We start from the raw sequence: 20,073 nt of genomic DNA on the forward strand, positions 1-20,073 counted from the left end.
GGGCTTGCTCGCGAAGGCGTCTTTACATTCAGCATCTATGTCGACTGTCAGACCGTTTTCGCGAGCAAGCCCGCTCCCACATTTGATTTGGGGTGTTCTTGCAAATCAACATTAAGGACCAGACCATGCGCGCACTGGCTGCACTGAGCCGCTTTGTCGGCAACACCTTCGCTTACTGGGTGCTGATTTTCGCGGTGATCGCGTTTCTGCAACCGCACTGGTTCATCGGTCTCAAGGGCGCCATTGTGCCGTTGCTGGGGCTGGTGATGTTTGGCATGGGCCTGACCCTCAAACTCGAAGACTTCGCCGAAGTCGCCCGCCATCCGTGGCGCGTGGCGCTGGGCGTGGTCGCGCACTTCATCATCATGCCGGGCGTGGCGTGGTTGCTGTGCCAGGCGTTTCACCTGCCGCCGGAAATCGCTGTCGGTGTGATCCTGGTCGGCTGCTGCCCGAGCGGCACGTCGTCCAACGTCATGACCTGGCTGGCCCGTGGCGACCTGGCGTTGTCGGTGGCCATTGCCGCTGTCACCACTCTGCTCGCTCCGCTGCTGACCCCGGCGCTGATCTGGCTGCTGGCTTCAGCCTGGTTGCCGGTGTCGTTCATGGAGCTGTTCTGGTCGATCCTGCAAGTGGTGCTGCTGCCGATCGTGCTCGGCGTGCTCGCCCAGCGCATGCTCGGCGACAAGGTGCGGCACGCGGTGGACGTGCTGCCGCTGGTGTCGGTGGTCAGCATTGTGATCATTGTTACGGCCGTGGTCGCCGCCAGCCAGGCGAAGATTGCCGAGTCGGGCCTGTTGATCATGGCGGTGGTGATGCTGCACAACAGCTTCGGCTACTTGCTGGGCTACTTCACCGGACGCGTGTTCAAACTGCCGTTGGCCCAGCGCAAATCCCTGGCGCTGGAAGTCGGCATGCAGAATTCCGGGTTGGGCGCCGCGCTGGCCAGTGCGCACTTCTCGCCGCTGGCGGCGGTGCCGAGTGCGTTGTTCAGCGTATGGCACAACATTTCCGGAGCGCTGCTCTCGACCTACTTCCGCCGCATGAGCGAGAAAGAAGACCGCGACGTGGCGGCGCAGCAAGCAGCGGACTGATCGGCCAACTTGATCCCCGGGTAGATGATGGGCAAGATACTGCCCATCGCGAGGACGGCCTTGCGACTCAATCGAGTCATTTATCTGGGGACGACCCCGTCATTCGATGGAGGTCTCTCATGTCCTGGATCATCCTGTTTTGCGCCGGCCTGTTCGAAGTCGGCTGGGCTGTTGGCCTGAAATACACCGACGGTTTCAGCCGCCCGCTCCCCACCGCACTGACCATTGCCGCCATGGCCATCAGCCTTGGCTTGCTCGGTCTTGCCATGAAGGAATTGCCGCTGGGCACCGCCTATGCGATCTGGACCGGAGTCGGTGCCGTGGGCACGGTGATTGCCGGGATCGTGCTGTTTGGCGAGTCGATGGCGCTGTTTCGGCTGGTGAGTGTGGGGTTGATTGTCGCGGGGTTGATTGGCCTGAAGATCAGCACCTAGGCCTAGGCCTCATCGCTGGCAAGCCAGCTCCCACAGGTTCTATGTTTTGCCACCCAGTGGAGGCACACCATCAATCCCTGTGGGAGCTGGCTTGCCAGCGATAGGGCCCGAACAGACACCCATTATCTAACCGTTCCGCGCAAAGCCCCCACCACCGCCCGCAGTTTCTCAGGCTCGGCGCCCTCCACCGCAGTGCCGGCTACCACCGTCACCCGCGACCACAACCGGCGGAACACGCCCTTGTTCGGATCACGGCTGAAAAAACTCCCCCACAAGCCCTGCAACGCCAGCGGGATCACCGGCACCGGCGTCTCTTCGAGAATCCGCGTCACCCCGCCCTTGAACTCATTGATCTCACCATCGGCGGTCAATTTGCCTTCGGGGAAGATACACACCAGTTCGCCGTCCTTCAGGTATTGGGCGATCCGGGTGAAGGCGCTTTCGTAAATCTGGATATCTTCCTGGCGCCCGGCAATCGGAATCGTCCCGGCGGTGCGAAAGATAAAGTTGAGCACCGGCAGGTTGTAGATTTTGTAGTACATCACGAAGCGAATCGGCCGACGCACCGCGCCGCCAATCAGCAAGGCATCGACGAACGACACGTGGTTGCACACCAGCAGCGCCGCACCCTCATCGGGAATCAGCTCGAGGTTCTTGTGCTCCACGCGGTACATGGAATGGCCCAGCAGCCAGATCATGAAACGCATGGTGAATTCCGGGACGATCTTGAAGATGTAGGCGTTGACGCCGATGTTCAGCAGCGAAACCACCAGGAACAGTTGCGGGATCGACAGCTTGGCCAGGCTCAGCAAAACGATCGAGACAATCGCCGAAACCACCATGAACAGCGCATTGAGGATGTTGTTGGCGGCAATCACCCGCGCCCGCTCGTTCTCGGCAGTGCGCGACTGGATCAGAGCATACAGCGGCACGATGTAGAAACCGCCGAAAATCCCCAGGCCGAGGATATCGAACAGCACCAGCCAGGCTTGGCCAAAGCCGAGTATTTCAACCCAGCCATGGCCGGTGACCGAATCGGGAATACCGCCGGAATGCCACCACAGCAGCAGGCCAAACAGGGTCAGGCCGAACGAGCCGAACGGCACCAGACCAATCTCCACTTTGCGCCCGGAGAGCCGCTCGCAGAGCATCGAGCCCAAGGCGATGCCCACCGAAAATACAGTAAGGATCAGCGTCACTACGGTTTCGTCGCCGTGCATCCATTCCTTGGCGTAGGCCGGGATCTGCGTCAGGTAAATCGCCCCGACAAACCAGAACCACGAGTTGCCGACAATCGAGCGCGACACCGCCGGGGTTTGCCCCAGGCCCAGTTTCAGGGTGGCCCAGGACTGGCTGAAAATGTTCCAGTTCAGGCGCATCTGCGGCGAAGCAGCCGCCGCCCTGGGGATGCTGCGGCTGGCCAGGTAACCCAGCACCGCGATGCCGATGATCGCGAATGACACCACCGGCGCATAGTCAGCGCTGGACATCATGATTCCGGCGCCGATGGTCCCGGCCAGGATCGCCAGGAAGGTGCCCATTTCCACCAGTCCGTTGCCGCCCACCAGCTCATCCTCACGCAAGGCTTGCGGCAGGATCGAATACTTCACCGGGCCGAACAGCGCCGAGTGGGTGCCCATGGCGAACAGCGCCACCAGCATCAGCGACAGGTGATCGAACATAAAGCCGACCGCACCGACCGCCATGATCGCGATTTCGCCGAGTTTGATCAGGCGGATCAGCGCGTCCTTGGCGAACTTCTCGCCGAACTGCCCGGCCAGCGCTGAGAACAGGAAGAACGGCAAGATGAACAGCAAGGCGCACAGGTTGACCCAGATCGAACGATCTCCGTCGATGGTCAGCTTGTAGAGAATGGCCAGGATCAACGACTGCTTGAAGATGTTGTCGTTGAACGCGCCGAGCGACTGGGTAATGAAAAACGGCAGGAAGCGCCGGGTGCGCAACAAGCTGAACTGTGAGGCGTGGCTCATCTTCCGTGTGTCCCTGAAAGTGGGTAGCGATGTTGGGTAACGATCTTAGGCGATGACGAACAGCAATGTCGCGTAACGATCCAGGCCACACACCTTACCCAATCTTTCGGATTTATTTGCTGATTCCTCCATTGCACGGTGAAACAAACAGCTCGCCACGCCGGGCACTGATGTCGATTTCGCAGATCATTCAGTCGCAGCCCGGCTCAACTGCATCGAGCGCTGGCGCAGCAGGGCCAGCAGCGCGCCGACCGACAGAATGATCAGCACCGCGCCGTAACCGTCAGTGGTCGCCACCAGGCCGTAGGTGCGCGACAAGGTCCCGGCCGCCAAGGACGGCAAGCAAAATGCCAGGTAACACAGGGCGAGAAACGCCGACATCAGACCCGCCCGCTCATGGGGCAAGGCCAGCGGCACGATACTGCGCAAGGAACCGAGGAACCCGGCACCAAAGCCGCACCCGGCCACCAGCGTGGCGAGGAAAAACAGCGGCAGGCTGGCGCTGTGCACCGCTGCCAGAATGAGAGCAATGCCCACGGGCAGGACGCAGGCGCCGAACAGCAAGACCTTGTCCGCCGGGCGATTGCGCAAGCTGTAGATCATCAAGGCGCCGGTGGTGGTCAACGCAGCCACAGTGGCGCCGCCGGTCAAATTGGAGGTTGAAGCGGTGGCGGCCTTCACCAGCGAAGGCGCCAGCGACGCGTAGAACCCGCCCAGTGCCCAAGCCGCCAGCGACAGCGGCAACACCCGCCAGAGCATCGGCCGGACTTGCAGCGGCACATGCAAGGTAGGACGTAGCGAGGCCCACACCCCGGGAATCCGGCTGACACTTTCCGGCAGGCGCCAGACGTATAGGGCTTGCAACAGGAACAGCCCGAACAGCACCCAGTAGGTCAATTGCAACGGCAGCGGCGCGTATTCAGCCAACAGGCCACACCCCATGGCGCCCACGGACATCCCCAGCAACGGCGCGACACTGTTGACCAACGGACCGCGTTGGCGGTCGGTGTCCAGCAATGCCGCGCTCAGGGCGGCGGTGGCCATGCCGGTGGCGAAACCTTGCAGGACCCGCGCACTGAGCAACCACGTTACATCGCTGGCATTGATAAACAGCAGCATCGCCAGCATGTTGAGCAACACGGCGCAGAAAATCACCGGTTTGCGGCCCAGGTAATCCGACAGCGAGCCGACGGTGAGCAACGCCACCAGCAAACTCATGGCGTAGACGCCAAAGACCAGGGTCAGGGTCGCGGCCGAGAACTGCATCTGCTCCTGATACAGGTGATACAACGGCGTTGGCGCCGTGGACGCGGCGAGAAAACTGAGTAAGGTAACCGCCAAAAATCCTAGCGTTGAACGCTGTGAAACAGAGCTGAACATCGTATTCTCCACAAAAGCTAAGTTTTTGCTTTTGTCGAGTGTGCTACTGACGCGCGCTTAAAGCAAATTCTTTGTGTTAAGGTCCGCCCCATGACGATTAAAGAAGGTTTACGCCCCGGCGGTCGCAGCGCCCGGGTTCAGGAATCGGTGCATGCCGCCGTCCGCTCGCTCCTCGACGAACAGGACCGCGCGAGCGTGACCGTGCCGCAAATCGCCAGCCGCGCCGGGGTCACACCCTCCACCATTTATCGACGCTGGGGCGACCTGTCGACCCTACTCGCCGATGTCGCCCTCGCCCACATGCGCCCCGACAGTGAACCGCTGGCCACCGGCAACTTGCGCGACGACGTGCGCGCCTGGGCCGAGCAGTATCTGGATGAAATGAGTTCGGAGCCGGGGCGCAACATGCTGCGCGACATGCAGGCCAGCCAGACGCCGGGCCGCTGCAGCGTGCTGATTGCCACGCAGTTGCAGATCATCCTCGATCGCTTCCCCGACCAGTCAACGCCGAGCATCGACCGGTTGCTCAACCTAGTGGTGGCGCCGATGGCGTTCCGAATCCTGTTTGCCCCGGCGCCGCTGGAAGTGGCCGAGTTACATCGCTTGATCGATCTGGCGCTGTCTGAATAACCGCTTTCGCGAGCAGGCTCGCTCCCACTCTGGAATGCCGTTTCCTGTGAGAGCGAGGGCGTCAGTACGAAGCTCAAACACCCTCTGCGACACCTCGCCGCGCCACGACCTTGGTCGACACTGACTAAGCCCCGCCATCGTGCGAGACTGTCGGGCCGGGCGGGAGTCCCGGGTGTCTTTTGTGTGGAGTTGCCATGTCGTTGTCCAGCGGGCTGATCGCCGCCGTTGCCCTGGCCTATATGGCCGTGATGTTCGCTATCGCGTTCTACGGCGATCGCCGCCGCACGCCGCTGCCGCCAAGGGTGCGGGCGTGGGTGTACAGCCTGTCGCTGGCGGTCTACTGCACCAGTTGGACCTTCTTCGGCGCCGTGGGCCAGGCCGCCGAGCAATTGTGGTCATTCCTGCCGATTTACCTGGGGCCGATCCTGCTGCTGGTCTGCGCACCATGGGTGCTGCAGAAAATGGTGATGATCAGCAAGCAGGAGAACATTACCTCCATTGCCGACTTCATCGCCGCGCGCTATGGCAAATCGCAAACCCTTGCCGTGGTAGTGGCGCTGATCTGCCTGGTTGGTGTCCTGCCTTATATTGCCTTGCAACTCAAAGGCATCGTGCTGGGGGTCAACTTGCTGATCGGTGCCGGGGCCGACGCCATGGGCACGCGCGCCCAGGACACGGCGCTGATCGTGTCGCTGGTCCTGGCGCTGTTCACCATCGTCTTCGGCACTCGCAACCTCGACGTCACCGAGCACCACCGGGGCATGGTGCTGGCGATTGCCTTCGAGTCGCTGGTCAAGCTGTTCGCCTTCCTCGCGGTCGGCGCGTTCGTGACCTACGGGCTCTACGACGGTTTCGACGACCTGTTCAACCAGGCCATGCTGGCGCCGCGCCTGGAGCAATACTGGAAAGAAACCATTAACTGGCCATCGATGGTCGTGCAAACCGGTGTCGCCATGATGGCGATCATTTGCCTGCCGCGGCAGTTCCACGTCACCGTGGTGGAGAACATCGACCCGCAGGATTTGCGCCTGGCCAAGTGGGTGTTCCCGGCTTATCTGGCGCTGGCCGCGCTATTCGTGGTGCCGATTGCGCTGGCCGGGCAAATGCTCTTGCCGAGTTCGGTGTTGCCCGATTCCTTCGTGATCAGCGTGCCACTGGCCCACGCGCACCCGGCGCTGGCGTTGCTGGCGTTCATCGGCGGCGCCTCCGCGGCCACCGGCATGGTGATCGTCGCCAGCGTGGCGCTGTCGACCATGGTCTCCAACGACATGCTGTTACCGTGGCTGTTGCGCCGCACCAACGCCGAGCGCCCCTTCGAAGTCTTCCGCCACTGGATGCTCTCGGTGCGCCGGGTCAGCATCGTAGTGATTCTGCTGTTGGCCTACGTCAGTTATCGCTTGCTCGGCTCCACCGCGAGCCTGGCGACCATCGGCCAGGTCGCTTTCGCTGCCGTGACCCAACTGGCCCCGGCGATGCTCGGCGCGCTGTATTGGAAACAGGCCAACCGGCGTGGTGTGTTTGCCGGTCTGGCGGCGGGCACGTTCCTGTGGTTTTACACCCTGATCATCCCGATTGCCGCGCACAGCCTCGGCTGGTCCCTGAACACCTTTCCGGGGCTGGCGTGGCTGCACAGCAACCCGTTGAACCTGCCAATCACCCCGCTGACCCAAGGCGTGGTGCTGTCCCTGGCGGGCAACTTCACCTTGTTCGCCTGGGTCTCGGTGCTGTCGCGCACCCGCGTGTCCGAACACTGGCAGGCCGGGCGCTTCATCGGCCAGGAAATCAGCGCGCGGCCCAGCGCCCGGTCGATGCTGGCGGTGCAGATCGAGGATTTGCTGCAACTGGCGGCGCGCTTCGTCGGCGAAGAGCGGGCGCGGCAGAGCTTCATTCGCTTCGCCTATCGTCAGGGTAAGGGCTTCAACCCTAACCAGAACGCCGACAGTGACTGGATCGCCCACACTGAGCGATTACTGGCCGGTGTGCTGGGCGCCTCCTCGACCCGCGCGGTGGTGAAAGCCGCGATCGAAGGTCGCGACATGCAACTGGAAGACGTGGTGCGCATCGCCGACGAAGCGTCGGAAGTGCTGCAGTTCAACCGCGCGTTGCTGCAAGGGGCGATCGAGAACATCACCCAGGGCATCAGCGTGGTCGACCAGTCGCTGCGCCTGGTGGCGTGGAACCGCCGCTATCTGGAGCTGTTCAATTACCCGGACGGCCTGATCAGCGTTGGCCGGCCGATTGCCGACATCATCCGGCATAACGCCGAGCGTGGTTTGTGCGGGCCCGGCGAGGCGGAAGTGCACGTCGCCCGGCGCTTGCACTGGATGCGTCAGGGCCGCGCCCACACCTCGGAACGGCTGTTCCCCAACGGCCGGGTGATCGAGTTGATCGGCAACCCGATGCCCGGCGGCGGGTTCGTCATGAGTTTCACCGACATCACCGCATTCCGTGAAGCCGAGCAAGCGCTCACGGAAGCCAACGAAGGCCTGGAACAACGGGTGACGGCGCGGACCCATGAGCTGTCGCAACTCAACGTCGCGCTGACCGAAGCCAAGGGCACCGCGGAGTCGGCCAACCAGTCGAAAACCCGCTTCCTCGCCGCCGTCAGCCACGACTTGATGCAGCCACTGAACGCCGCGCGGTTGTTCTCCGCCGCCCTCTCCCATCAGGACGATGGCTTGTCGGCGGAAGCGCAGCAACTGGTGCAGCATCTCGACAGTTCGCTGCGCTCGGCGGAAGACCTGATCAGCGACTTGCTGGATATCTCGCGCCTGGAAAACGGCAAGATCAATCCGGACCGCAAGCCGTTCCTGCTCAACGAACTGTTCGACACCCTCGGCGCCGAATTCAAGGCCCTGGCGCAGGAGCAGGGTTTGCAGTTCCGGGTGCGCGGCAGTCGGTTGCGGGTCGACAGCGACATCAAACTGCTGCGGCGTATCTTGCAGAACTTCCTGACCAACGCCTTCCGCTATGCCAAGGGCCCGGTGCTGTTGGGCGTGCGGCGCCGCAACGGCGAACTGTGCCTGGAAGTCTGGGACCGGGGGCCGGGGATCGCCGAAGATAAACAGCAGGTGATTTTCGAAGAGTTCAAACGCCTCGACAGCCATCAGACCCGCGCCGAAAAAGGCCTGGGCCTGGGGCTAGCGATCGCCGATGGCCTGTGTCGCGTACTTGGCCACAGCCTGCGCGTGCGCTCGTGGCCAGGCCAGGGCAGCGTCTTTAGTGTCAGTGTGCCGCTGGCGCACACCCCGGCGCTGGTGGTGGACAAAGTTGCCGAACTCAACGGCCAATTGCCCAGCGGTGCGCAGGTGCTGTGCATCGACAATGAGGACAGCATCCTGATCGGCATGAACAGTTTGCTCAGCCGTTGGGGCTGCCAAGTGTGGACCGCGCGCAACCGCGAGGAATGCGTGGCTTTGCTGAACAACGGCGTGCGCCCGCAACTGGCGCTGGTGGATTACCACCTCGACCACGGCGAAACCGGCACCGACCTGATGGCCTGGCTGCGCGCCCGCCTGGGTGAGCCGGTGCCCGGGGTAGTAATCAGTGCGGACGGTCGCCCCGAGACCGTGGCCAAGGTGCATGCGGCGGGGCTGGAGTATCTGGCCAAACCGGTGAAACCGGCGGCGTTGCGGGCGTTGTTGAGTCGGCATTTGCCGCTTTAATTTACCCTTGTCGCTAGCCATCTGGCGCCTTCGCGAGCAGGCTCGCTCCCACAGGAACCGCAGTTGATCTTGTGGGAGCGAGCCTGCTCGCGAAGCTTTTCAACTATTCCGGCAATTGCGCCAACCCGTCGACATCGGTCATCGCCCGTTCCAGCAAATCCGCCGGCAAGCTTTTGCTGGCGCGGGCGCCGAGCAGTTTGAGTTGTTCGCTGCGGCAGACCAGGTTGCCGCGCCCTTCCGTCAGTTTGTTGCGGGCGGCGCTATAGGCTTTGTCCAGTTGCTGCAAGCGATTGCCGACTTCATCCAGATCCTGGATAAACAACACGAATTTGTCGTACAGCCACCCGGCGCGCTCGGCGATTTCACGGGCGTTCTGGCTTTGCCGCTCCTGCTTCCACAGGCTGTCGATCACCCGTAATGTCGCCAGTAACGTGGTCGGGCTGACGATCACGATGTTGCGGTCGAAGGCCTCCTGGAACAGCGTCGGCTCAGCCTGCAATGCTGCGGAAAATGCTGCCTCGATCGGCACAAAGAGCAACACGAAATCCAGGCTGTGCAGACCGTCGAGGCGTTTGTAATCCTTGCCGGCCAGGCCTTTGACGTGGTTGCGCAGCGACACTACATGCTGCTTGAGTGCCAACTGGCCAATGTCGTTGTCGTCGGCTGCCACGTATTGCTGATAGGCGGTCAGGCTGACTTTGGAATCGACCACCACCTGCTTGTCCCCCGGCAGGTAAATGATCACATCCGGCTGGAAGCGCTCGCCGTCCGGCCCCTTGAGGTTAACCTGGGTCTGGTACTCGCGGCCCTTCTCCAGTCCGGCATGTTCGAGCACTCGCTCGAGGATCAACTCACCCCAATTGCCCTGGGTTTTCTGGCCCTTGAGCGCGCGGGTCAGGTTGGTCGCCTCGTCACTCAAGCGCAGGTTCAACTGCTGCAAGCGCTCCAGTTCCTTGGCCAGGGAAAAGCGTTCGCGCGCTTCGGCCTGGTAGCTTTCCTCAACGCGTTTTTCAAAGGACTGAATCCGCTCTTTCAACGGATCGAGCAGTTGCCCGAGACTTTTCTGGCTAGTCTCGGCGAAACGTTGCTCACGCTCATCGAAGATTTTTCCTGCAAGCTCGGCGAACTGCGCCCGCAACTCATCTCGCGAGCCTTGCAGGTCGCTCAGGCGTTGTTGATGGCTGTCCTGTTGCTCGCGCAGCTCGGCATGGAGGGACGCGGCTTGGGCATCAAGCCGCCGCAGTTCGGCCTCTTTGCCAGCACGCTCAATGTTCCAGGCATGGGCGGCGTCGCGGGCGTCGTCGCGCTCGATCTGCAACAGCTCGACTTCACGGCGCACGGCCGCCAGGTCCGCTTGCCTGGCCGCGTTGGCCTGGCTCAGGTCACCGATTTCATCACGACAGGCGTCAAGTTGTGCTGTCAGACCGTCCTGGGCCAGGTGTGCCATGGCCAGGCGTTCCTCGAGCAAGGCCAAGGTCGCCTGACTGTTGCTGGCCCGGCGCTGCAGTTGCCAGGCCAGCGCCAACAACGGCAACGCGGCCCCCGCCAGACCGAGCAAGATGCTGGTCAAGTCCATAGCCATAGCGACTCCTGCCGATGAGATAAAGCCTGAAGGTTAACCAAGCCGCCGAGGCTTGGACAGCTCAGTCTTCGAGCTGACCGAGTTCCTGCAAGGCACGCCGGTCGCCGGCACGGGCGGCCTGGCGCAGCAGGTCCTGACCAATGCGACGATCCCGGGCGTTGCCGCACTCGCGGCACATCAGTTGGCCAAGTCGGCTCTGCGCCTCGACCACGCCATCGCGGGCGGATTGCTTGAGCAAGCGGCCGGCCAAATGCTTGACCTGGTGGTTATCGCCCAAGCGCGGACTGTCGAGCAACCACTGCGCCACGCGGATCGAAATCCGTTTGGTCGGCTTCACCTTGGTTGGGGTAACAGGGGCAGCTGCCGGGGTAACAGGTGTTGCTACTGTGCGAAACTTCATAAAACACTGTGGGATAGAACGGAAGGCGCGCAACTCTACTCCTTTTTTCTTACAGGTAAAGTCGAAAAAAACCGGGCACGCCCGTGCTAGAGCAAGCGCTTGGGACAATCCACAGAAGCTGTGGATAACTCAGTGGACAACCGACCCTGAACTCGCTGTAAGCCGTGTGGAATGGGGCTCGCGCTCAAACTGACGATTTTTTCACCAGTAAAAAAAACCGATGTTTTTCATTGACTTAAATTTCCATCACAGGCACCCACCGGGCTGTGGCTAGCCGTGACACCGGCGTAACAGCCTGCGCGACTAATGTGCACAAGTACCCATCAAGCGGTTATATCAGCGCCCCGTTTCGGCGCGTTTTGCCGCTAAAACCTGGGGATAAGCCGTGACAATGGCGTGATTGGCGGGGTGTGAACTTATTGCGACCGACGACGAATGGTCGCTGGATGGGCCATTGCAGGGCGAGAGGCGTGACATTGCGCCTGCGAATTGAGACAGGCAGCGGCCGTTTGGAAACTTATCGGCTAACACACTTCCTTTCCTCACTTCAATCCGTTAGTATCCGCGGCGTTAGTACCAAGCTGAAAGTCAATTCTGGTCGAACAAATCCCCCACGGCGAACCTTCCTACAAGAAGCGGCACCGACAAAGCGGGATCGACCACCTCGATGGTTTCCAGGTAAACAGCGCCACCAGGCGGCTTTACTCTGACCGAACCAGCCTGCAAATTGATCAGGATCTTCACCCCGGGCCCAGAACCTTTGCCCTTGATGTGTTGCCTGCCCTCCTAAGTACCTACCTGCCAGCCCAAGCGCGCCTATTTATCAGCGCTTCAATCTGGCTGCTTTGTTCCAGTCGGGTTCTTCGTTCGACCAATGGTGGTCGACGTTACTGGAACGTTTTAACGTTGCACGGTTCTTAACCGTGTCATTTGTAGGAACACCAAACATGTCGACTCAAATCCACGCACAGGATGCTATCCGCACCCTCACCAACGCTTTTGCACCGATGAACTGCCTGATCATGGCCGCTCGCAAAGGCTGCTTCAGCTTTACCCTGGTCAACGAACACGGCATCGCCCGTCACAGCGAACGCCTGTATCCCGATCAATACTCCAGCGCTGAACCGCTGCAGGCCGTGATCGAACGTACCCGTCAGGCCTTGGTGGCTTAAAACACCGGTAGACGCTGAACGCACAAAGGCCTCGCTTTAAACAGCGGGGCTTTTTATTGCCTGATATTTCACCCTCACCGGATTTCGGCTAAGTACCAAGCGATATAACCGTTATAACCCACTGCTGAAAATATCTTAAAAACAGCCCTTTACAGCGTGAATATGACACTACACTTCAACTCAAGCGGCTTGATCCGCTTGCGACGAGCCTGAGCCGATTCACTGCTGCCAAGCACCACTTCAGGCCTCGTCGCCCAAATTACATTTCGAGGGCTTTATGGGTATCGCTGCCAGCGAACTGTGCCGCTATGTGATCCGTCCGACGCTCATCTATCTCGGGCGCCACAGCGCAACGGCTGAATCCTTGTTATTAGGCATCGCCGCCAGCCAGTCGGCCCTCGGTTCGGCCCTGCATGATCGCCGGGGCCATGGCCTGTACCGCATTGCCGAGCCGCGGCATCAGGCTCTTTGGGATCATTACCTGGCCCTCGACCCCGAGCGTGCCAGCCTGGTTCGAGGGCTGGCCAGCCAGCATGCTTTTCTCAGCGGACCGCACCTCGAACTGACCGTTAACCTGCGTTACGCCACTGCCATTGCCTGGTTGCTGGTGGAAGAACAGAACCCCCCTCTGCCGGAAGCCGATGACCTGTTGGGTCTGGCGCGTATCTGGCGACAAACCTTCCAGCCCCAGGGACGCCTGCGCGATTTCACTTATGCCTGGCAAACCTGTGTTTCACCCATGAATCAGGTCGCTTGCTGATCCGCCGCTGCCCCAACATCGCCCAACACGCGGCGATTTCGGTCGGATTGTCCTACAAAACCGCTCTAACTCAAGCCATACAGCCTATAGCGCTGAAGCGAAAATGTTGGTAATTTTCGCCCCGGTGATCACCAGGAGTTCTAATAATGAAAAAAGTAATGCTCAAAACCACCCTTAGCTTCGCCGTTGCCATGGCATCCACCCAGATCTTCGCAGCTGGCTTTGCCATCAACGAACAAAGCATCAGCGGGATGGGGACTGGTTTTGCCGGGCGATCTTCTTCTGCCGACGACGCAAGCACTATTTACGGTAACCCTGCCGGCATGGCGCGCATCAAGCGCGAACAAGTCACTGGCGGTGTGGCCCTGCTCGATGCCCATACCGACATCAGCAAAACCAGTTCCAGCCCGAACGGTGGCACCAACAAAGGTGACATGGTGCCGTTCATTGCCGTGCCGATGGGTTACTACGTCAAGCCGATCGATGATCAATGGGCCGTCGGTGTAGGCGTGTACGCGCCCTTCGGCCTGGTCACCGATTACGAAGGCGGCTTTGCCGGCCGTTACTTTGGCAGCAAGAGCGACGTTAAAGTCGTGACCCTGCAACCGACCATCAGCTACGCCTTCAACGACAAGGTCTCGATCGGTTTCGGCCCGACCATCAACCGCATCGCCGGTGCCCTGGAGTCGGACCTCTCGATCACCCAGGCCGCGCCGGATGGCAAGGTCAAGATCAAGGGCGACGACACCGCGCTGGGCTACAACGTCGGCGTGCTGGTGCAAGCCACCGATAGCACCCGCGTCGGCCTGACCTACCACTCGAAAGTGAAGTACAAGCTCGACGGTGACACCAAGGTCAACTACGGCGTATTAGCCCTCGCTGGCCAAGCGACCCGCCAGAAGTACGATGCTTCGCTGGACCTGACCACGCCTGAATCCGTGGACTTCTCGGTCACTCATCAGCTCGATGACCAGTGGACTCTGTACGCCGGCAGCACCTGGACGCGCTGGAGCCGCCTGAAAGAAATCACCGTCGAGAACAAAGGCGTGCCTGCGGTGCTCAACGGTCAGTTCGGCAACATCACCGAAGAACAGGATTGGCACGACACCTGGGCACACGCCATCGGCGCGTCGTACCAGTTGAACAAGCAGTGGGTTCTGCGCACCGGTTTCACTGTCGACCAGGCGCCGACCAACAACACCGACCGCTCCCCGCGCATCCCGACCGGCGATCGCAAGATCTTCAGCCTGGGTGCTGGCTGGAGCCCGACCGACGACCTGACCATCGACGTGGCCTACTCGTATCTGCGTGAAGATTCGGCGAAGATCAATCTCACCAACGCCCGTGGCCAGTCCTACAGCGCCAAGTATGAAAACTCGGCGAACGGCTTCGGTGTCGGTGCGACCTACCGCTTCTGATGATTCACCGCGAGCCTGAACCCCTCGCCCGCTGAATGAAAAAGCCCCGCGTTCTGGCAGCAGACGCGGGGCTTTTTCATGCCGGCGATTCAAGGCTTGGAAGCGATGGCCTTCTGTACAGCCTCAAGGAACTCCGGGTTGTCGGGTTTGGTCAGGCTGGAGAAGTTGGCAATGACCTTGCCCTGGCGGTCCACCACGTACTTGTAGAAATTCCACTTCGGCGCACTGGACTGCTTGGCCAGCACTTTAAACAGATGCGTCGCATTGTCGCCGCGCACGGTCTGCGGTTCGGTCATGTTGAAGGTGACCCCGTAATTCACATAACACACCTTGGCGGTTTCCTCACCGTCCTTGGCCTCTTGCTTGAAGTCATTGGACGGCACGCCGAGCACTTCCAGGCCCTGCCCCTTGTATTGCTGATACAAGGCTTCGAGTCCTTTGAACTGCGGCGCGAAGCCACAGAAACTGGCGGTATTGACGACCACCAGCGGCTTACCGGCAAACCGTTGGCACAGGTCGATGGATTCCTTGGCGCGCAGTTTCGGCAGTGAACCTTGCAACACTTCCGGGCAATCGTTGGCTTGAGCCAACCCGGTAAACGCCATCAGCAACGCGGGGACGGCGAGCCAGCGCATGTGCATGTCAGTGGATCCTTGAAAAGTCGTCAGACACCGACGTTACTCGCCCTCACCGCCGCCTAGCAAGCGGCGCTTAGCAGGCGCTCATGCCCAGTTGCATCAGCGCCAGCCCACCGCGCTGCCAGCCCCACCAGACCATCGCCAGTAACAAAGCGCCGCCAGCGGTAATCAGAATCCGTGGCCAAAGACTGTTCATACCGCGCTCACCTGGGTTTGCAGACGCGCGACCGGCCGTTCGCGTACCGGCCAATTCAGCGCGGCGGCGAGCAGGCTCAAGAGAATCGACACTTGCCAGATCAAGTCATAGCTCCCGGTGCGGTCGTACACCACCCCGCCCAACCAGCCGCCGAGGAAAGAGCCGAGCTGATGGAACAGGAACACAATCCCACCGAGCATGGACAAGTTTCGTACACCGAACAAGGTCGCCACGGTGCCGTTGGTCAAGGGCACCGTCGACAGCCAGAGGAAGCCCATCGCCATGCCGAACAGGTAGGCCGTGGTTGTGGTGACCGGCGCCCACAGGAACAGCGCGATCACTAACGCGCGCAGTAAGTAGAGGCCAGTCAGCAACCGCGGCTTGGACATCCGCCCGCCGAGCCAGCCGGCGGTGTAGGTGCCAAACACGTTGAACAGACCGATCAGCGCCAGCACGGTGGTGCCGACCGTGGCCGGCAAGTGCTGATCGATCAGGTATGCCGGCAAATGCACGCCGATAAACACCACCTGGAAGCCGCAGACGAAAAACCCGAACGCCAGCAGCCAGAAACCGGAATGCGAACAGGCTTCGCGCAAGGCTTCGGACAACGATTGGTCATTGCCCAGCACGGGCAGCGGTTTATCCTTGAGCATGCTCACCAGCGGCACGATCAGCGCCACCATCAAGCCCAGGGCGAGCAACGCCGCAGACCAGCCGAGCCAACCGATCAGACCGAGCGTGCCAGGGACCATGGCGAACTGGCCGAAAGAACCGGCGGCGCTGGCGATGCCCATGCCCATGCTGCGTTTTTCCGGCGGCACCGCCCGCCCGACCACGCCGAGAATCACTGAGAACGACGTGCCAGACAACCCGAGGCCGATCAGCAAACCGGCACTCAACGACAGCGACCAGGCCGAATCGGACATGCCCATCAACACCAAGCCCACGGCGTACAACACGCCGCCGACCAGCACGGTTTTAGCGGCGCCGAAGCGGTCAGCCAGGGCGCCGGTAAAGGGTTGCGCCAGACCCCAGATCAGGTTCTGCAAGGCAATGGCGAAGGCGAAGGTTTCCCGGCCCCAGCCGAATTCCTGACTCATCGGCGCCAGGAACAACCCGAAACCATGTCGCACACCCAAGGACAAGGCCAGGATCAGCGCTCCTCCCAGCAACACCCAACCACACGAACGCCACATCGAGGACATCTTCTTATTCTCCGGTCGCGGGTATATACCCGCGTGTGATCGAACAAACCCGCGTCAGGCGAGTTCATCCAGCAAAGCCAGCAAGGTGGCGCGTTTCTCGGCGCCCAGACGATCGACCAAACGCTGTTGCGCCGCTTCCCACGCCGGCAGGGCCGCGACTAACCGTTGTTGGCCGGCCTCCGTGAGTCGGACGATACGATTGCGCATGTCTTCGCCCTCGGCCAGGTGCACCAGACCTTCGCCCTCCAGCACGCGCAAGTTGCGGCCCAGCGTGCTGCGGTCCAGGCCCATGGCCTCGGCCAATACGGAAATGCTCGGCTGATCCAGCTTCTGCAAGTTGCACAGCAGAGAATACTGGGCAACGTTGATCCCGAAGCCATCAAGAGCGCCGTCGTAATGCCTGCTGACGCCACGGGCGGCACGTCGCAGGTTGATGCATAAACATTGGGAATCGAGCATGGTGCGTGTATATACCCGTGATCTTGTTAAAGCAAGTTACAAGTGCCTTGAGAGGTGCAGTGTCTGTCAGGCCGCCATCGCGGGAAAGCCCGCTCCCACAGGTTCGGTGGATTACCAAAAACCTCAGACCAACACCAACCCCACCAGCACCGCCATCTCCATCAATTCCAGCATGGCCCCTGCGGTATCGCCGGTCGCGCCACCGAGCCGTCGCAGCATCACCTGACGCAACCAGGCGAACATTACCGCCGCCATCAGCAACGCCCACATCCCGCTGAACCCGCCAATCAACAGGCATGCCATCGCACTCGCCAGCAACACCAGACGCCCCGTCGAACGCGGCAGATGATCGGCCAGCGCCTGGCCCAACCCGCCGGCCCGCACGTAAGGCGTGGTGAGGAAAAGGCCCAACAGCGCCGCCCGTCCGATCATTGGCACGATCAGCAGCATCACGCCCTGTCCCTGCTCGATCAGCGCCAGCAATGCGGCAAATTTCAGCAACAACACCAGCACCAATGTCACCACGGCGATCGGCCCGCTGCGTGGGTCTTTCATAATCAGCAGGGTACGTTCACGATCGCCAAAACCGCCGAGCCAGGCATCGGCGCTGTCGGCCAGGCCATCCAGGTGCAGCCCGCCGCTGAGCAGCACCCAGGCACTGAGCAATAGCGCCGCGTGCAGCAGCGACGGTGTGCCCAGCAGCAAACCGTTCAGCAACCAGAGCAAAGCGCCGAACAACAGACCCACCAGCGGATAAAACAACAGCGAACGGCCCATTTGCTGCGGCTCGGGCATGCCCGGCAGGCGAATCGGCAAGCTGCTGAGAAACTGCAAGGCGATCCAGAACGGCAGCATCAACGCAGCCCTTCGCGCAGTACGCCAGCCGCCTCGACCTGCAACGCAAACAGCGCGCCATGGCCGACTTCGACGTTGAGCAGTTGCTCGCGGGGCAACCCCCGCGCCCGGGCCAGCAGCAAACGCATGACGCCGCCGTGGGTGACGAGCAAAACCCGCTCACCGGCATAACGCGCGTGCAACCGCTCGACCGCTTCCAGCACTCGCGTCGAGAACGCCAACACCGGCTCACCCTGTGGCGGGGTGAACGAATAAGGATCCGCCCAAAAAACGCCTAACGCCTCGGCGTCCGTCTCCATCAACGCGGCGGCGCTCCGCCCTTCCCAAGCGCCGAAATGCAGCTCCTGCAAGTCTTTCTCCAGATGCACCGAGAGGCCCAGTTGCGCACCCAGTTCTTCGGCGAAACGCGCACAACGCTGCAACGGCGAGCTGATCACCCGCGTCCACGGCCCTTGCGCAATCACCGCTGCGCGCATCTGCGCCCAACCGTTGGCGGTCAAGGCATCGTCGAGGCTGCCACGCAGGCCGCCGCCGAGCTCGGTTTCGCCGTGGCGCAGCAGGTCGAGGTGCAAGGTCATGCCGGGCGATCCGCGACGGCGGCTTCGGCGAAGGTCGCCATCTGCCCGTGCAGGTCGCACGCCAGGCGCAACAGCGGCACGGCCAGCGCTGCGCCGCTGCCTTCACCGAGGCGCAGGCCCAGGTCGAGCAAAGGCTCGGCGCCCAAGGCGTCGAGCACGTGGCGATGGCCCGGCTCGGCACCACGATGGCCGAACAGCAGCCACTCGCGGCAGCCCGGATTGAGGCGCACCGCCAGCAGCGCGGCGACGCTGCAGATAAAGCCGTCCACCAGCACGGCGACGCCTTCCTGGGCACAGGCCAGGTAGGCGCCGACCAACGCGGCGATTTCAAATCCGCCGAGGTTGAACAGCGTCTGCAAGGCATCGTCGCGTTGGCTCGCATGCAGGGCCACCGCGCGTTCGATCACTTGGACTTTATGGCTGACACCCGCCACATCGAGCCCGGTGCCGGGCCCCGCGAGGTGTGTCACCGGGCAGTCGAGCAAGGCGCAGGCCAGGGCGCTGGCGGCGGTGGTGTTGCCGATCCCCATCTCGCCGCCGATAAACAACTGCGCACCGTGCGCCACCGCGCGCAACACGCTGTCGCGACCGGCCTGCAAGGCTTGCTCGCCCTGCTCCGTCGTCATCGCCGCACCGAGGACGAAATTCGCCGTGCCCGGGCCGATGTGCAAGTGGCGCACGCCCGGCAGGTTTAGCGCCGGATCGATGGTCCCGAGGTCGATCACTTCCAGGGTCGCGAGCAACTGCCGCGCCAGCACGCTGATCGCCGCGCCACCGCCGACAAAATTGGCCAGCATCTGCCCGGTGACCGCTTGCGGAAACGCCGAGACACCTTCCGCCACCACACCGTGGTCGCCGGCAAAAATCGCGATCCACACTGACTCGACGCTCGGCTTGACCCGCCCTTGCAAACCGGCCAACTGCACCGCCAGCGCTTCGAGCTGGCCGAGGGAACCGGCGGGTTTGGTCAACTGCTGCTGACGCTCGGCCGCCTGCTCCCGCGTGGCGTGGTCGATAGGTTTGCAAGGGTTCAACCACCAGGCTTGGCTCATAACGCAGGTCCTTTCAAAATCAGGGGCAGGCCGGCGACGGTCAGGACAACACGCTGACAGCGCTCGGCCAAAGCTTGATGCAGCCAACCGGCTTCATCGACATAACGGCGAGTCAATTCGCCCAGCGGCACGACACCCATGCCGGTCTCGTTACTGACAAAAATGATTTCACCCGGTAGCGACGCCAGGCATTCGAGCAAGGCATCCCGCTCGGCGCTCAGTCGCGCGGCATCTTCGAGCATCAGCAGGTTGGTCAGCCACAGCGTCAGGCAATCGACCAGCAGGCAGCGTTCGGCGCTGGCGTGCTCGCGCAGTACCTGCGCCAGTGCCAGCGGTTCTTCGATCAGCGCCCAATGCGCCGGACGCCGAGCGCGGTGGTGAGCCACGCGCTCGTTCATCTCGCCATCCAGCGGTTGGCTGGTGGCGATGTAGGTCACGGCGAGTTGTGTGTCGCTGGCGAGCTGTTCCGCCAGCCGACTCTTGCCGGAGCGGGCGCCACCGAGGATCAGTTGCAACATGATTCATCCTGGATAAATAAGCGGTAAGGCGGCTGGCGCTATCGCTGGC

The 20,073-nt window shown here is 61.8% G+C and carries 20 protein-coding genes; 7 read left to right on the forward strand and 13 right to left on the reverse strand.

The genetic code is table 11. The annotated features are described in order from the left end of the window. Positions 1–125 precede the first annotated feature (125 nt). Both RG836_RS12710 and sugE read left to right on the forward strand, forming a co-directional pair. Complete coding sequence (locus RG836_RS12710; protein WP_310845846.1) at positions 126–1,091, forward strand: bile acid:sodium symporter family protein; 966 nt, start codon at positions 126–128, stop codon at positions 1,089–1,091. Between the two features lie 119 nt (positions 1,092–1,210). Continuing rightward, positions 1,211–1,525 carry a quaternary ammonium compound efflux SMR transporter SugE gene (sugE, locus tag RG836_RS12715; protein WP_310845847.1) on the forward strand — a complete coding sequence of 105 codons (315 nt, stop codon included), beginning with the start codon at positions 1,211–1,213 and terminating at the stop codon, positions 1,523–1,525. 122 nt (positions 1,526–1,647) lie between these two features. Here sugE and RG836_RS12720 read toward each other — a convergent pair whose 3' ends face one another. Continuing rightward, positions 1,648–3,516: an MFS transporter gene (locus tag RG836_RS12720; RefSeq protein ID WP_310845848.1), complete on the reverse strand. Its 1,869-nt coding sequence runs from the start codon at positions 3,514–3,516 to the stop codon at positions 1,648–1,650. A 186-nt stretch (positions 3,517–3,702) separates the two neighbouring features. After that, positions 3,703–4,896 carry an MFS transporter gene (locus RG836_RS12725; RefSeq protein WP_310845850.1) on the reverse strand — a complete coding sequence of 398 codons (1,194 nt, stop codon included), beginning with the start codon at positions 4,894–4,896 and terminating at the stop codon, positions 3,703–3,705. A 90-nt stretch (positions 4,897–4,986) separates the two neighbouring features. On the opposite strand from RG836_RS12725, the gene RG836_RS12730 reads away from it, so the two are divergent. Both RG836_RS12730 and RG836_RS12735 read left to right on the forward strand, forming a co-directional pair. Then, positions 4,987–5,526 carry a TetR/AcrR family transcriptional regulator gene (locus RG836_RS12730; RefSeq protein ID WP_310845851.1) on the forward strand — a complete coding sequence of 180 codons (540 nt, stop codon included), beginning with the start codon at positions 4,987–4,989 and terminating at the stop codon, positions 5,524–5,526. A gap of 194 nt (positions 5,527–5,720) precedes the next feature. Then, positions 5,721–9,191: a hybrid sensor histidine kinase/response regulator gene (locus RG836_RS12735; RefSeq protein ID WP_310845853.1), complete on the forward strand. Its 3,471-nt coding sequence runs from the start codon at positions 5,721–5,723 to the stop codon at positions 9,189–9,191. A gap of 103 nt (positions 9,192–9,294) precedes the next feature. Here RG836_RS12735 and RG836_RS12740 read toward each other — a convergent pair whose 3' ends face one another. From RG836_RS12740 to RG836_RS12750, 3 genes are all read right to left on the reverse strand, one after another. Continuing rightward, positions 9,295–10,659 carry a DNA recombination protein RmuC gene (locus RG836_RS12740; protein WP_310845934.1) on the reverse strand — a complete coding sequence of 455 codons (1,365 nt, stop codon included), beginning with the start codon at positions 10,657–10,659 and terminating at the stop codon, positions 9,295–9,297. A 175-nt stretch (positions 10,660–10,834) separates the two neighbouring features. Further along, the gene (locus RG836_RS12745) at positions 10,835–11,173 is read right to left on the reverse strand and encodes an SEL1-like repeat protein (RefSeq protein WP_310845855.1); all 339 of its coding nucleotides are present in this window, start codon (positions 11,171–11,173) and stop codon (positions 10,835–10,837) included. 588 nt (positions 11,174–11,761) lie between these two features. Then, positions 11,762–11,917, reverse strand: coding sequence for a hypothetical protein (locus RG836_RS12750; protein ID WP_310845857.1), 156 nt, complete (start codon positions 11,915–11,917; stop codon positions 11,762–11,764). A gap of 203 nt (positions 11,918–12,120) precedes the next feature. On the opposite strand from RG836_RS12750, the gene RG836_RS12755 reads away from it, so the two are divergent. The 3 genes from RG836_RS12755 to RG836_RS12765 all read left to right on the forward strand — a co-directional run bounded on the left by RG836_RS12755 (position 12,121) and on the right by RG836_RS12765 (position 14,523). Further along, entirely contained in the window at positions 12,121–12,345 is a 225-nt protein-coding gene (locus tag RG836_RS12755; RefSeq protein ID WP_003204606.1) for a hypothetical protein, read from the forward strand. Positions 12,346–12,622: 277 nt separating this feature from the next. Beyond that, positions 12,623–13,105, forward strand: coding sequence for a hypothetical protein (locus RG836_RS12760; RefSeq protein WP_310845863.1), 483 nt, complete (start codon positions 12,623–12,625; stop codon positions 13,103–13,105). 146 nt (positions 13,106–13,251) lie between these two features. Next, complete coding sequence (locus RG836_RS12765; protein WP_310845865.1) at positions 13,252–14,523, forward strand: OmpP1/FadL family transporter; 1,272 nt, start codon at positions 13,252–13,254, stop codon at positions 14,521–14,523. An 89-nt stretch (positions 14,524–14,612) separates the two neighbouring features. On the opposite strand, the gene RG836_RS12770 is transcribed toward RG836_RS12765, so the two are convergent. From RG836_RS12770 to cobU, 8 genes are all read right to left on the reverse strand, one after another. Continuing rightward, on the reverse strand, positions 14,613–15,164 hold the full coding sequence (locus tag RG836_RS12770) for a glutathione peroxidase (protein ID WP_409078082.1): 552 nt from the start codon (positions 15,162–15,164) through the stop codon (positions 14,613–14,615). Positions 15,165–15,234: 70 nt separating this feature from the next. Next, positions 15,235–15,357: a hypothetical protein gene (locus RG836_RS12775; RefSeq protein WP_310845866.1), complete on the reverse strand. Its 123-nt coding sequence runs from the start codon at positions 15,355–15,357 to the stop codon at positions 15,235–15,237. Next, positions 15,354–16,562, reverse strand: a complete 1,209-nt coding sequence (locus RG836_RS12780) for an MFS transporter (protein WP_409078083.1) — start codon at positions 16,560–16,562, stop codon at positions 15,354–15,356. Before RG836_RS12780 ends, RG836_RS12775 begins: the two co-directional genes overlap by 4 nt. A 54-nt stretch (positions 16,563–16,616) precedes the next feature. Further along, on the reverse strand, positions 16,617–17,021 hold the full coding sequence (locus RG836_RS12785) for a MarR family winged helix-turn-helix transcriptional regulator (protein WP_310845870.1): 405 nt from the start codon (positions 17,019–17,021) through the stop codon (positions 16,617–16,619). A 123-nt stretch (positions 17,022–17,144) separates the two neighbouring features. Beyond that, on the reverse strand, positions 17,145–17,876 hold the full coding sequence (locus RG836_RS12790) for an adenosylcobinamide-GDP ribazoletransferase (protein WP_310845872.1): 732 nt from the start codon (positions 17,874–17,876) through the stop codon (positions 17,145–17,147). Continuing rightward, positions 17,876–18,454: an alpha-ribazole phosphatase family protein gene (gene cobC, locus RG836_RS12795; RefSeq protein ID WP_310845873.1), complete on the reverse strand. Its 579-nt coding sequence runs from the start codon at positions 18,452–18,454 to the stop codon at positions 17,876–17,878. Before cobC ends, RG836_RS12790 begins: the two co-directional genes overlap by 1 nt. Next, the gene (cobT, locus tag RG836_RS12800) at positions 18,451–19,506 is read right to left on the reverse strand and encodes a nicotinate-nucleotide--dimethylbenzimidazole phosphoribosyltransferase (RefSeq protein WP_310845875.1); all 1,056 of its coding nucleotides are present in this window, start codon (positions 19,504–19,506) and stop codon (positions 18,451–18,453) included. Before cobT ends, cobC begins: the two co-directional genes overlap by 4 nt. Then, positions 19,503–20,024: a bifunctional adenosylcobinamide kinase/adenosylcobinamide-phosphate guanylyltransferase gene (gene cobU, locus RG836_RS12805; protein ID WP_310845877.1), complete on the reverse strand. Its 522-nt coding sequence runs from the start codon at positions 20,022–20,024 to the stop codon at positions 19,503–19,505. Before cobU ends, cobT begins: the two co-directional genes overlap by 4 nt. Positions 20,025–20,073 lie beyond the last annotated feature (49 nt).

The sequence above is a fragment of the Pseudomonas rhizozeae genome (assembly GCF_031583775.1).
In the GTDB taxonomy this organism is placed as follows: Bacteria; Pseudomonadota; Gammaproteobacteria; order Pseudomonadales; family Pseudomonadaceae; genus Aquipseudomonas.

Bases quoted from the DNA above. Each gene is read 5' to 3' on its own strand.
- RG836_RS12710 (WP_310845846.1), top strand. From the start codon at position 126: ATGCGCGCACTGGCTGCACTGAGCCGCTTTGTCGGCAACACCTTCGCT.
- sugE (WP_310845847.1), top strand. From the start codon at position 1,211: ATGTCCTGGATCATCCTGTTTTGCGCCGGCCTGTTCGAAGTCGGCTGG.
- RG836_RS12720 (WP_310845848.1), bottom strand. From the start codon at position 3,516: ATGAGCCACGCCTCACAGTTCAGCTTGTTGCGCACCCGGCGCTTCCTG.
- RG836_RS12725 (WP_310845850.1), bottom strand. From the start codon at position 4,896: ATGTTCAGCTCTGTTTCACAGCGTTCAACGCTAGGATTTTTGGCGGTT.
- RG836_RS12730 (WP_310845851.1), top strand. From the start codon at position 4,987: ATGACGATTAAAGAAGGTTTACGCCCCGGCGGTCGCAGCGCCCGGGTT.
- RG836_RS12735 (WP_310845853.1), top strand. From the start codon at position 5,721: ATGTCGTTGTCCAGCGGGCTGATCGCCGCCGTTGCCCTGGCCTATATG.
- RG836_RS12745 (WP_310845855.1), bottom strand. From the start codon at position 11,173: ATGAAGTTTCGCACAGTAGCAACACCTGTTACCCCGGCAGCTGCCCCT.
- RG836_RS12755 (WP_003204606.1), top strand. From the start codon at position 12,121: ATGTCGACTCAAATCCACGCACAGGATGCTATCCGCACCCTCACCAAC.
- RG836_RS12760 (WP_310845863.1), top strand. From the start codon at position 12,623: ATGGGTATCGCTGCCAGCGAACTGTGCCGCTATGTGATCCGTCCGACG.
- RG836_RS12765 (WP_310845865.1), top strand. From the start codon at position 13,252: ATGAAAAAAGTAATGCTCAAAACCACCCTTAGCTTCGCCGTTGCCATG.
- RG836_RS12770 (WP_409078082.1), bottom strand. From the start codon at position 15,164: ATGCACATGCGCTGGCTCGCCGTCCCCGCGTTGCTGATGGCGTTTACC.
- RG836_RS12775 (WP_310845866.1), bottom strand. From the start codon at position 15,357: ATGAACAGTCTTTGGCCACGGATTCTGATTACCGCTGGCGGCGCTTTG.
- RG836_RS12780 (WP_409078083.1), bottom strand. From the start codon at position 16,562: ATGTCCTCGATGTGGCGTTCGTGTGGTTGGGTGTTGCTGGGAGGAGCG.
- RG836_RS12785 (WP_310845870.1), bottom strand. From the start codon at position 17,021: ATGCTCGATTCCCAATGTTTATGCATCAACCTGCGACGTGCCGCCCGT.
- RG836_RS12790 (WP_310845872.1), bottom strand. From the start codon at position 17,876: ATGCTGCCGTTCTGGATCGCCTTGCAGTTTCTCAGCAGCTTGCCGATT.
- cobC (WP_310845873.1), bottom strand. From the start codon at position 18,454: ATGACCTTGCACCTCGACCTGCTGCGCCACGGCGAAACCGAGCTCGGC.
- cobT (WP_310845875.1), bottom strand. From the start codon at position 19,506: ATGAGCCAAGCCTGGTGGTTGAACCCTTGCAAACCTATCGACCACGCC.
- cobU (WP_310845877.1), bottom strand. From the start codon at position 20,024: ATGTTGCAACTGATCCTCGGTGGCGCCCGCTCCGGCAAGAGTCGGCTG.